The organism is Frankia sp. BMG5.60 (genome assembly GCF_059428125.1).
Map to the genome: position 1 here is coordinate 3,765,235 of NZ_CM182091.1, position 11,358 is coordinate 3,776,592.

Annotated in this window: 9 protein-coding genes and 2 tRNA genes; 6 read left to right on the plus strand and 5 right to left on the minus strand. The window is 70.9% G+C overall.

What is annotated here, in order from left to right:
* Nucleotides 1-45: 45 nt before the first annotated feature.
* A tRNA-Thr gene (locus AC5R91_RS15230) sits at nt 46-121 on the minus strand.
* A gap of 390 nt (nt 122-511) precedes the next feature.
* Here AC5R91_RS15230 and AC5R91_RS15235 point away from each other — a divergent pair.
* Both AC5R91_RS15235 and AC5R91_RS15240 read left to right on the plus strand, forming a co-directional pair.
* Nucleotides 512-1,954, plus strand: a complete 1,443-nt coding sequence (locus tag AC5R91_RS15235) for a GH25 family lysozyme (RefSeq protein ID WP_495397775.1) — start codon at nt 512-514, stop codon at nt 1,952-1,954.
* 207 nt (nt 1,955-2,161) lie between these two features.
* Nucleotides 2,162-2,767: a DUF7144 family membrane protein gene (locus AC5R91_RS15240; RefSeq protein ID WP_495397776.1), complete on the plus strand. Its 606-nt coding sequence runs from the start codon at nt 2,162-2,164 to the stop codon at nt 2,765-2,767.
* A 135-nt stretch (nt 2,768-2,902) separates the two neighbouring features.
* Here the strand turns inward: AC5R91_RS15240 and AC5R91_RS15245 are convergent, their stop codons facing one another.
* On the minus strand, nt 2,903-3,424 hold the full coding sequence (locus tag AC5R91_RS15245) for a gamma-glutamylcyclotransferase family protein (protein WP_495397777.1): 522 nt from the start codon (nt 3,422-3,424) through the stop codon (nt 2,903-2,905).
* 137 nt (nt 3,425-3,561) lie between these two features.
* On the opposite strand from AC5R91_RS15245, the gene pyrE reads away from it, so the two are divergent.
* Nucleotides 3,562-4,095, plus strand: a complete 534-nt coding sequence (pyrE, locus tag AC5R91_RS15250; protein WP_495397778.1) for an orotate phosphoribosyltransferase — start codon at nt 3,562-3,564, stop codon at nt 4,093-4,095.
* Nucleotides 4,096-4,319: 224 nt separating this feature from the next.
* On the opposite strand, the gene AC5R91_RS15255 is transcribed toward pyrE, so the two are convergent.
* A tRNA-Tyr gene (locus AC5R91_RS15255) sits at nt 4,320-4,404 on the minus strand.
* Between the two features lie 198 nt (nt 4,405-4,602).
* Between AC5R91_RS15255 and AC5R91_RS15260 the strand changes: the two genes are divergently transcribed.
* On the plus strand, nt 4,603-5,091 hold the full coding sequence (locus AC5R91_RS15260) for a YajQ family cyclic di-GMP-binding protein (protein WP_495397779.1): 489 nt from the start codon (nt 4,603-4,605) through the stop codon (nt 5,089-5,091).
* Nucleotides 5,092-5,310: 219 nt separating this feature from the next.
* Here AC5R91_RS15260 and htpX read toward each other — a convergent pair whose 3' ends face one another.
* Nucleotides 5,311-6,183, minus strand: a complete 873-nt coding sequence (gene htpX / locus AC5R91_RS15265) for a zinc metalloprotease HtpX (RefSeq protein ID WP_495397780.1) — start codon at nt 6,181-6,183, stop codon at nt 5,311-5,313.
* Between the two features lie 150 nt (nt 6,184-6,333).
* The gene (locus AC5R91_RS15270) at nt 6,334-7,347 is read right to left on the minus strand and encodes a Rossmann-like and DUF2520 domain-containing protein (RefSeq protein WP_495397781.1); all 1,014 of its coding nucleotides are present in this window, start codon (nt 7,345-7,347) and stop codon (nt 6,334-6,336) included.
* A 482-nt stretch (nt 7,348-7,829) separates the two neighbouring features.
* Here AC5R91_RS15270 and AC5R91_RS15275 point away from each other — a divergent pair, with 482 nt between their 5' ends.
* A complete protein-coding gene (locus tag AC5R91_RS15275; protein ID WP_495397782.1) occupies nt 7,830-9,716 on the plus strand; it encodes a 2-oxoacid:acceptor oxidoreductase subunit alpha in 1,887 nt (628 codons plus the stop codon).
* A complete protein-coding gene (locus tag AC5R91_RS15280; RefSeq protein ID WP_044885135.1) occupies nt 9,713-10,774 on the plus strand; it encodes a 2-oxoacid:ferredoxin oxidoreductase subunit beta in 1,062 nt (353 codons plus the stop codon). Before AC5R91_RS15275 ends, AC5R91_RS15280 begins: the two co-directional genes overlap by 4 nt.
* Nucleotides 10,775-11,358: the final 584 nt, after the last annotated feature.

Here is an 11,358-nt window from a genome sequence, read left to right on the forward strand (position 1 = left end):
CGGAACCGCCCATCCCGGACACGAACCCGCCCGAGGACCGGAACGTGGAGCCCCTTTACGGAATCGAACCGTAGACCTTCTCCTTACCATGGAGACGCTCTGCCGACTGAGCTAAAGGGGCGCAAGGTCGCGGTGCTCAGATTACACGACGCTGAGCGTGGTTGGGGAGGCACCCCCGTCCGCTTCGTCCCCGATCATGACAGCGCCGCTCGGACCGGCCCATCGGCGGCGACCACACGCCGCCGGATGCGCGGAACATCCCCATCGCCAGCCTTGCCCCCTGGCACGCCGGCACGCCCGACCCGGCGGCCGTTCCGACCGGAAGATGCGCAGATTGCCGGCGGGAGCAACTGTCCGTAGCGAATAACTCGGACTCCCCAACCTTCGATAGCTGTATGCAATTCCTTGAATGCTTAGCGTGTGGCTCACCTGTTGGTGCGCCTCGCCTGGCGCGGCCAACCGGCTCACGAGCCTCCCCGACCGTCGCCTCCCAAGCATCCGAGGGTTGCCCATGCGTTCCACGCATCGTCCTGGCCGGTATCCGACGACCCGCGGCTCCGGCGGCGACGCCGGCCCGGTCGGCATCCCGATCCGGCCCGGCACCCCGCTGCCGCCCGGCACGGTGTTCCCTCGACCCGACTCCGCCCCCCGCCACCGGGGCTGGCCGGGCCGGCCAGCGCTCGCGATCCCGCTGCCCCGGCGACTGCTCAGCGTCGCCGCGCTCACCGCCGCCGCACTGACCATGTCCGGCACCGCCGGCGTGGCCCAGGGGGCGACCCCCTCACCGCTGTGGCCGCACGGGGTCGACGTGGCCTCATGGCAGCATCCGGGTGGCGGGCCGATCGACTGGAACGCGGCTCACGCCTCCGGTGTCAGCTTCGTGATCATCAAGGCCACAGAGGGGACGAACTACACCAATCCGTTCTTCGTGACCGATCGCGATGCCGCCGCCAAGGCCGGCCTGGTGGTCGGCGCCTACCACTACGCCCGCCCGGCGCAGCCACTGTCGACCGCCGTGGACCAGGCTCGGCACTTCATCGCCGTCAGCGGGCTGACGCGCACGGCCGGCCATCTCGCGCCCGTGCTGGACCTCGAGGACACCGGCGGACTCGACCCCAGGGCACTCGCGGCCTGGACCCGGGCATTCCTGGAGGAGGTCGAGTCCGCAACGGGACGGGCCCCCATCCTCTACACCTACCGGTCGTTCTGGACCGGGAAGCTGGCGGACACCCACGACTTCGCGAAGTACCCGTTCTGGTTCGCGATCTACAACGACCAGGCGACCCCCGGCTGGCTACCCGGCGGCTGGCCGAACTGGGCGCTGTGGCAGTACACCTCCGGCGGCACGGTGCCCGGGATCACGGGCAATGTGGACATGAACGTGCTGTGCTGCACGTCGACCGCGCTCGCCGCGCAGGCGGACGGCACCCACAGCGAGATCGAGAAGTGGTACGCGGCCGGCGGGCCGGCCCGGGCCATGCTCGGCGCCCCGGTCGGGGTCGAGAATCCCGCGGGCGGCGGGGGCCGCTGGCAGCAGTACGCGGACGGCCTGGCCTTCTGGTCCGTCGCCACCGGGGTACACGCGCTGTACGGCCCGATCTCGACGAAGTACCTCGGCCTCGGCGGGTCGAACAGCTTCCTGCGCCGCCCGGTGAGCAACATCGAGATCGCCAGCGCGCCCGGCGCCCAGCAGGCCCGATTCCAGGGCGGCTGGATCTACTGGCACCCCTCGACCGGCGCCCACGAGGTCCACGGCCGCATCCTGCAGACCTATCTGTCCCTCGGCGGCACGGCGTCCAGCCTCGGTCTGCCCACGACCGACGAGTACTCGGTGCCGGGCGGGCGGGAGAGCACCTTCCAGCACGGCCGGCTGCACTGGGACGCCGCCACAAACAAGATCACGACGCTGCCGGCGCCCCCGACTGACGGGATCCTGCCGGCCACCCTCGACTGAAGGGGTGACGTCGGGGCGGGGCGGGTATCGCACCTAAGCGGCGGACCGTAGTTGTCTGACTACGAGATGCACACCGGACCGCATGGTGTCGGTGTCGACCCGCCGCGACCACGAGGTCGCGCCCCACCCTGTCCCGGTGGCCCCCTCATCGGGGGCATGGCGGTTCACCGGTCGGACGAGGCGTCGGCGTCGAACGGGGAGGATCAGATGGCAGGAAATCGGGCGGTACGCCCGCTGAGCGGATGGCTCACCTTCGCCGCCGTGATCATGTTCATCGTCGGCTTCCACAACCTGATCTACGGCATCGCGGCCCTGAACGACTACACGGTGGTCGTGAACAACCTCAACGGCGGCACCAACGTGCTCTATGCCGACGTCAACTTCTGGGGGTGGCTGTGGATCGCGATCGGCGTCGTCGAGATGCTGATCTCCTACGGGATCTACATCCGCAACGAGGCGGCGCGGTGGGCCGGCATCGTGATCGCGGCGATCAACGCGATCGGCCAGCTTGCCTTCATGGCTGCGTTCCCGGTGTGGTCGGTCGTCATCATCGCGATCGACATCCTGGTGATCTACGCACTGTGCACCTACGACACCGCCCGCACCCGCGGCGGCTACGAGGAGCCGTACCCGGGCGACCGAGCCGGCGTCGGTGAGGCCGCCGGACGTGGCGCCGGCGTCGGCGGCCGTCACTCGGAGACGGCGGGAGTCCAGCCGGGCTCCGGCGGATTCACCGGGCGTGGACCGGCAGGCTCGGAAGGACCGGGCAGGACTGGGCGCGACGAAGGTCCACCGCCCGCCGTCCACGGCTGAGCCGGCGGCCGACCGGCCCGCCAAGGGCGCGCCCGGCGCAGGGCCCCGGCTTGGTGGAGGAGCCGGGTCGGGGCTCAGGGCGCCGGCCGCGGCTACAAGGCAGGTCGGGGCTACAAGCAAGGCACCGCTCGCGTTTCAGGGCACCGGGTCGGTCAGCCGGGCTCGCCAGGCCGCGCACCGCAGGACGTAGTCGCCGAGGTGCCCGGCCGCGAACGCGCGGGCATCCCAGACCTCGTCGGTCACCTCGGCGGCGTCCAGCCAGAGATAGGCGGCCGCCGGGCGGCCGTCGGCCAGGACGAGCGGAGCGGCCTCGTAGGCCGAGCCCTCGAACGCGTCGAGCACGGCCCGTTCCCGCAGATCGAGGCCGACGAGCACCCGACCCACGGCCGGCGCCTCGTCCCGGCCCACGGCCGGCGCCTCGTCCCGGCCCAGGGCCGGCGCCTCGTCCCGAGCCACCCGGCGTACCAGCCCCGGGTAGAGGCGGTCGCGCAGCCGCGCGGCCCGCCACCCGGGGGCGGCGGCGGACTCCATCGGCGGCACGCGACCGATCAGCGTCGAGACGACCTCGGGGAACATCAACGTCCCGTAGACGAACAGCAGCGCGCCGGAGCCGTCCACCGGGACCGGCGGGCGGCGCTCGGCGGCGGATCGCGACATGGTGTGACCGTAGCGCCGGTTGCGCGGCGGACGTCCCGATGCGCCGGGTGTGGGCGCCCGCGGACGGGGCCGGCGATCGTGGTGTTCCGCGCAACCGCGCCACGCCGCCCGGCCCCAGCCCCCTAGAGTGCACTGACGTGAGCGACAACGCGGCGCTGGCCGCCCGGGTCCGGGCCGCCTCCCATCTGACCGGCACCTTCCTGCTCCGGTCGGGCCGGACGAGCACCGAGTACTTCGACAAGTACCTGTTCGAGGCCGACCCGGAGCTACTCGCCGCGATCATCGACGGCCTGACCGGGCTGGTGCCGCCGGGCACCGAGGTCCTGGCCGGGCTCGAACTCGGCGGCGTGCCCCTGGCCACCCTGCTCTCCCAGCGCACCGGCCTGCCCGCTCGGTTCGTACGCAAGAAGGCCAAGGAGTACGGCACCCGGCGGATCGCCGAGGGCGGCGAGGTCACCGGCCGCCGTGTCGTCCTGGTCGAGGACGTCGTCACCTCCGGCGGCGCCGTGCTCGACGCGACGAAGGTGCTGCGCGACGACGGCGCGATCGTCGAGGATGTGCTCTGTGTGATCGACCGCGGCGAGGGCGGCCGGGAACGGTTGGCCGAGCTCGGCCTGACCCTGCGCCCGCTGCTGACCCGCGCCGAACTGGACGCCGCCGCGGCCCACTGAGCGTCCGGGTCCGACTAGGTCGCAGATACGCGACCTAGGGCCTCGCGGCACGCCACCGCGCAGGGTCTCCGTCGCTCCGTCGAGCAGGACCCGGCCCACGCCGCCTGCCCGCGGGACCGACCGGCGGCCTACCTCCGGACCCGCAACCCAGCCCGAAAGCAAGCAGGCCCGGAGCGATGCTCCGGGCCTGAGGGCGGTACGTGTCCCCGGGTCGAACCCGGGGATGGTGGCAGGTGATGGATTCGAACCATCGTAGGCTGAGCCGACGGTTTTACAGACCGTTCCCTTTGGCCGCTCGGGCAACCTGCCTTCGTAGAGGAGCATACCGGTCCCGCCGGACCACCGGGACGGCGGAGGCGTCCTGCAAGGCTGTCGTCGATCGAATACAACGGCGAGTGGCCACCCCCCGAGGCGGGTATCGCCCGTGATGACCACGTACGGTGCCTGACTCGACACCCCATGCTCGGCCAGACATCCCGCCCCGAACCGAACTGGAGGTCCGCGCACGTGGCAGACCCGTCCTTCGACATCGTCAGCAAAGTCGACGCACAGGAGATAGACAACGCCGTCAACCAGACAGCCAAGGAGATCCGGACCCGCTTCGACTTCCGCGACACGGGCGCGTCGGCCGCCATGTCCGGCGAGTCGATTCTGCTCGTAGCGAACACCGACGAGCGGGTCAAGGCGGTGCTCGACGTCCTGCAGGAGAAGTTCGTCAAGCGCGGCATCTCGCTCAAGGCGCTGTCGTTCGACGAGCCCAAGCCCTCGGGCAAGGAGTTCCGCCTGTCGGTGACCGTCCAGCAGGGCATCTCGGACGACAAGGCCAAGGCGATCGCCAAGAAGATCCGGACGGACGGCCCCAAGGGGGTGCAGGCCCAGATTCAGGGCGACCAGCTCCGGGTCACCGGGAAGAAGCGGGACGACCTGCAGCGGGTGATCCAGCTACTGAAGGCCGAGGACTTCGAGGTCCCGCTCCAGTTCGTCAACTACCGCTGAGGTCCGTACCCGGAAACGGCGCACCCCGCCCGATGGGGGGTTTCGGGCGGGGTGCCTGCGGCGGAACCTGGGGGGTTCGCTCCGCCGCCGTCGTGGCCGTGGAACGACTACGTTCCCGGCTACCGTCCCGCGGTACGCGGTCGACGGTACGAGCCTACTCTGAGTCATCCACTGTAATACGGCGATGCCACCGCGGACAACACTGCGGTCGGTTGCCCGTCACCGATACGGATTCATACGCGCGAGCTGTTCCAGGCGGGCGATTCGCTCGTTCATGGGCGGATGGGTCGAGAACAGCCGGCCGACCCCGCCGCCGCGGAACGGGTTGGCAATCATCAGCGCGGCCGCGGGCCCCAGCTTCGAGTTCTGCGGCAGCGGCCGGGCGGAGGTGCCCGCCTCCAGCTTGCGCAGCGCACTGGCCAGCCCGAGCGGGTCACCGGTGAGCGTCGCGCCCGACTCGTCGGCCTGATACTCCCGGGAGCGGCTGATGGCAAGCTGAATGATCGTCGCCGCGGCCGGACCGAGGATCATCAGCAGCAACAGCTCGAAGATGCCTGGGCCGTTCTCCTCGTCCCGCCCGCCGAAGATGGCCAGGAACTGGGCCATGTTCGCCAGGTAGACGATGATGCTGGCGAGGGCGCCGGCGACCGAGGCGATGAGGATGTCGCGGTTGTACACATGGCTGAGTTCATGCCCGAGGACGCCGCGCAGCTCGCGATCGTCCATCAGCTCCATGATGCCCTCGGTACAGCAGACCGCCGCATTCCGCGGATTACGGCCGGTGGCGAAGGCGTTGGGCGAGCCGGTCGGGCTCAGGTACAGCCGCGGCATCGGCATGCGGGCATTGCGGGCGAGCTCCCCGACGATGGCGTAGAGCCGTGGCTGTTCGACCTGGGTGACCGGATAGGCCCGCATCGCCCGCAGGGCGATCCGATCCGAGAAGAAGTAGGAGAAGCCGTTCATCGCGAGCGCGAGCACCAGCGCGATAAGCAGCCCACCCCGCCCGAACAGGGACCCCACCAGCAGGATGGCTGCGGAGAGCACGCCCAGCAGCAGCGCGGTCTTCAGACCGTTGAGGTGGCGGTGTGGCATGGCGATCGGGTGTCCATCCTGTCGAGCCGGTACGGGCTGTTCAACGCGGGGACTGCGTACCTACGTTCCCGGCCGCCGTGTGGCCGATGCCTCCCCGTGGTCGTCCCGGCCTCCCGCCGCAGCCTTCTCTCTTCCCCGCCGGCCGCTTCGTCAGCCGGGGGTGACCGGCCCGTCAGGCCAGTCCCGTCCATGGGATTCGTCCGGGCCGGCCGCTCGCCGCGGGTCCGTGGCCGCACCCGCGCGCAGCCGGTCGGCCACGGGCGCATCAAGCAGGCCGGCCCGCTCCAGTCCACCGGTGGTGTACGCCACCAGTGCCCGGTAGACGTCCGCGACGGTCGGATCCATGGCGTCCAGCGCCCGCAGATGGGCGTGGACGGTGCCGAGATCGCCCCGGCGGACCGGACCTGTGGACGCCGGCCAGCCGCCGGTGAGGGCGTTGTCCAGGGATGCCCGCAGCAGGGGGGCGAGGGCGGCGCCCGGATCGGCGACGCCCGCCGCCGCGAGCGTCTCCCGGGCGGCCACCGTCAGGCTGGTCAGGAAGTTGCCACCGAGGACCAGCGCGGCGTGGTAAAGATCACGCCGACCGTCCTCGATCAGCAGGGGGACGCCGCCGACGTCGGCGACGAGCCCCCGGGCCCGGGCCTCGGCGCCCGGGTCGGCGGTGATGCCGAACGGCACGCCGACGAACGCGTCGGGGCCCCCCACCGCGTCGGGCAGCGTCATGATCGGATGCAGGGCCACCCTGGCCGCGCCCACGGATGCGCCGGCGGCGAGCACGCCCAGCCCGTGCCGGCCGCTGAGGTGGGCGAGGATCTGCTGCGCCCGCACGGCGTCCGCGGCCACGAGCTCGGCCGTCACCGGCGCGATCGCGTCGTCCGGGACGGCGACGAGCAGCACCTCGGCCGCCCGCAGCCACGGCGCCACCTGCGGCACCGCGCCGATCCGCGCGTCCGGGAACCGGGCGGCCGCGCGTTCGCGGCCGAGGGGGGACCGGGTGGTCACCGCCACCACCGGGTGCCCCACGGCGGCCAGGGCGAGTGCGACGGCGCTGCCGGCCCTACCTGCCCCGACGAGCCCGACCGTCTCCCGGCGTCTGCCTTCGGGGGCTCGCCCCAGCCGTTCCGACGCCGGACTGGACTGGGCCGGGCGGGGGCGCGAGGTCATGGCTGCGATGCTGCTCCCCCGCCCGCGCACCGGTCGCGATGGCACCTCGGCACCATCCGGCCAGTGCCTCCCGACCGATACGCTGCGTGGTGCGGCTCCCACCGCGGTGACAACGGAAGATAGCGAGTCGCGCACATGGAGTAATCGAAACAAAGTTGCGAATATGTCTATTCGCCGACAGGCCGCCCGGCCAGACCTGTATGGAAAGCCACCCGGAAGCGTATTGAATCCGTACCGCCCACAACCATCGGGCGGGCGACGCATCCCGACCATCCGGACACGGGTGGCAGCAGCCGACCGTCAGGACAGGGGCGAACATACGCAGAGTCGACAGGCGATCACTCTAAGCCAGAGCATGCCGAGATCAACAAATTCGGGTCTGATCGTCGGGCGACCGCGTGCGATCGGTCGGCCCGGCACGCCGCACGCGTCCCATTGCTACAGCCGGTAGGCTGGTGTGGTACCCGAGGAGGTTACTGAAGGTGTCTGAGCAGGTCAGGGAGAGGGAGACCCGCCGGCTCGACCGGGTGGTCGTGCGCTTTGCGGGCGACTCCGGCGACGGTATGCAGCTCACCGGAGAGCAGTTCACCAGCGAGACGGCCACGTTCGGCAACGACCTGTCGACGCTCCCGGACTTTCCCGCCGAAATCCGTGCCCCAGCCGGCACCCCGGCCGGTGTATCCGGATTCCAACTACATTTTTCCGATCACGACATCCTCACCCCGGGTGACGCACCGGACGTCCTGGTTGCGATGAATCCTGCCGCGTTGAAGGCGAACCTGAAGGATCTGCCTCCCGGTGCGAATCTCATCGTCAACACGGACTCGTTCACGGGCGGAAACCTCAAGAAGGCGGGTTATGCGACAGACCCGCTGACAGACGGCACGCTCGACCCCTACTCGGTGCATCGGGTCCCCCTGACCTCGATGACCATCAACGCGGTGCACGCCGCGGAGGGGGTCGGCAGCGCGGTCAACAAGAAAGAGGCGGAGCGGGCGAAGAACATGTTCGCCCTGGGCCTCATGAGCTGGCTGTACCACCGTCCGACGGAGGGCACCGTCGGGTTCCTGGAGAAGAAGTTCGCGAAGCGGCCGGAGATCGCCGCGGCCAACATCGCGGCCTTCCGCGCCGGGTTCAACTACGGCGAGACCACCGAGTCCTTCACCGTCACCTACGAGGTGGCGCCAGCCCGGATGAAGTCCGGCACCTACCGGCGCATCACGGGCAACCTCGCGCTGTCCTACGGGCTGGTCGCGGCCGGCGAGTTGACCGGGTTGCCGCTGTTCCTCGGGTCGTACCCGATCACCCCCGCCTCGGACATCCTGCACGAACTGAGCAAGCACAAGCGGTTCGGCGTGCGGACGTTCCAGGCGGAGGACGAGATCGCCGGGATCGGCGCCGCGCTGGGCGCCTCCTTCGGCGGCTCGCTCGGCATCACGACCACCTCAGGTCCAGGGGTCGCGCTCAAGAGCGAGACGATCGGTCTGGCGGTGAGCCTGGAGCTGCCGCTGGTCATCGTCGACATTCAGCGTGGCGGGCCGTCCACCGGGCTGCCGACCAAGACCGAGCAGTCCGACCTGCTGCAGGCGATGTTCGGCCGCAACGGCGAGGCACCGGTGCCGATCGTGGCGCCCCGCTCGCCCGGGGACTGCTTCGACGCCGCGATCGAGGCCGCGCGACTCGCGACGAAGTACCGCACGCCGGTGTTCCTGCTCTCCGACGGCTACCTCGCCAACGGCTCCGAGCCGTGGCTGCTGCCGACCCGCGAGAAGCTGCCGGACCTGACGGTCGCCTTCACCACCGAGCCGAACCACACCGGGCCGAAGGGGCCGGAGTTCTGGCCCTACCTGCGCGACCCGGAGACCCTCGCCCGGCCCTGGGCGGTCCCCGGTACGCCGGGCCTCGAGCACCGCATCGGCGGCATCGAGAAGTCCGACGGGCAGGGGAACATCTCCTACGACCCCGCCAACCACGACCGGATGGTCCGCCTGCGCGCGGCCAAGGTCGCCGGCATCGCGAACGACATCCCCCCGCTGGAGGTGGAGGATCCCTCCGGACAGGCGCGCGTGCTCGTGCTCGGCTGGGGCTCCACCTACGGCCCGATCGCAGCCGGCTGCCGGCGGGTCCGCGCCAAGGGCCTGCACGTCGCCCAGGCACACCTGCGCCATCTCAACCCCTTCCCGGCCAACACCGGGGAGATCCTGCGGTCGTACGACAAGGTGCTGATCCCCGAGATGAACCTCGGCCAGTTGCGGACGCTGATCCGGGCCGAGTTCCTTGTCGATGCGATCGGCTACAACCAGGTCCGCGGGCTGCCGTTCAAGGCGGCGGAGCTGGCCGGCGTCTTGGAGGACGTGATCAACCAGTGACCGTCACGACGAACCACACCGGTATCAGCAATCGACTGCTCGACCTGGTGCCGGCCGCCCCGGCCCAGCAGAGCCGCAAGGACTTCACCTCCGACCAGGAGGTGCGCTGGTGCCCGGGCTGCGGTGACTACGCCATCCTCGCCACCGTGCAGGGCTTCCTCCCCGAGCTCGGGGTCGCCCGCGAGAACATCGCCTTCATCTCCGGAATCGGCTGCTCCTCGCGGTTCCCGTACTACCTGCAGACCTACGGGATGCACTCCATCCACGGTCGCGCGCCGGCGATCGCCACCGGCCTCGCCACCTCGCGGCCGGACCTGTCGGTCTGGGTGGTCACCGGGGACGGCGACGCGCTGTCCATCGGCGGCAACCACCTGCTGCACGCGCTGCGCCGCAACGTCAACCTCAAGATCCTCATGTTCAACAACCGGATCTACGGTCTGACCAAGGGCCAGTACTCGCCCACCTCCGAGGTAGGCAAGATCACCAAGTCGACGCCGTTCGGCTCGCTGGACCGGCCGTACAACCCGGTGTCGCTGGCGCTCGGTGCGGAGGCCACCTTCGTCGGGCGGTCGATCGACTCCGACCGGGCGCACCTGACCTCGGTGCTGCGCGCCGCGGCGGAGCACCCGGGCACCGCGTTCGTCGAGATCTTCCAGAACTGCAACATCTTCAACGACGGCGCCTTCGACACGCTGAAGGACCGGTCGAGCCGCGACGACGTGACGTTGAAGCTGACCCACGGCGAGCCGCTCGTCTTCGGCGCCGAAGGCGACAAGGCGATCCGCCGCGCGGCGGACGGCAGCCTGGAGGTCGTGCCCGCCGGCAGCCCCGGCGTCCTCGTCCACGACGCCGCCGCGGCGGACCCGAGCCAGTCCTTCGCGCTGTCCCGGCTCACCGGCGACACGCACGGGGTGACTCCGATCGGGATCTTCCGCAGCGTGGACGCGCCCACGTACGACGAGGCGCTCAACACGCAGATCAGCGACGCTCGGGCCCGGCAGGGCGAGGGCGACCTGATGTCGCTGATTTCCGGCGGGGAGACCTGGACCATCGACTGATCCAGGGGTGGCCGTCCGGGTCTGGTCGGCCGCTACCGGCCGGCACCCGCCGGCCGACCGGCCTGCACGACCCGGAAGCCCGCCGACCGGCCGGACCACTCGGTCAGCCGAGCGGTCCGGTCGACCAGCCGACCGGCATGAAGGCCGGGGCGCGCGCATCGACGCCGCCCCGGCCTTTCGGCGTCCTGGGGGTCCCCCCCGGGGGCACCCGAACGGCCGTCCCGGGGACCAGCGGGGGACCCCGAAAGCGGCAGCCAGAACCCGCCCGCCGAACAATCAGCCGCCGGCCCGCCGTCCGGCCGGCCCGGCGTCCGGCAGCCCGACGGGCCTCGTCGTGAACTGTCCGGCCTGGAGCCGACCATGGCCTGCCCACAAGGCCGGCTGACGGGCGGCCGCGGCGGCCGGGAGCCGGCCCGATGGGGCTCGGCCAGGCCGGCGGAATGGGGCACGGAGCGGTCTGACGACACCGTTCCGGCCACGGACCATCCCCCCTCGCACTAACATTTAACTAGTTACTTCGGATAAGTCCGGTATTTGCTGCTCCGACCAGGTCGGGTAAGGTCAGATTGCGCGTGGGGGTGCCG

Bases quoted from the DNA above. Each gene is read 5' to 3' on its own strand.
- AC5R91_RS15270 (WP_495397781.1), bottom strand. From the start codon at position 7,347: ATGACCTCGCGCCCCCGCCCGGCCCAGTCCAGTCCGGCGTCGGAACGG.
- AC5R91_RS15245 (WP_495397777.1), bottom strand. From the start codon at position 3,424: ATGTCGCGATCCGCCGCCGAGCGCCGCCCGCCGGTCCCGGTGGACGGC.
- htpX (WP_495397780.1), bottom strand. From the start codon at position 6,183: ATGCCACACCGCCACCTCAACGGTCTGAAGACCGCGCTGCTGCTGGGC.
- AC5R91_RS15240 (WP_495397776.1), top strand. From the start codon at position 2,162: ATGGCAGGAAATCGGGCGGTACGCCCGCTGAGCGGATGGCTCACCTTC.
- AC5R91_RS15235 (WP_495397775.1), top strand. From the start codon at position 512: ATGCGTTCCACGCATCGTCCTGGCCGGTATCCGACGACCCGCGGCTCC.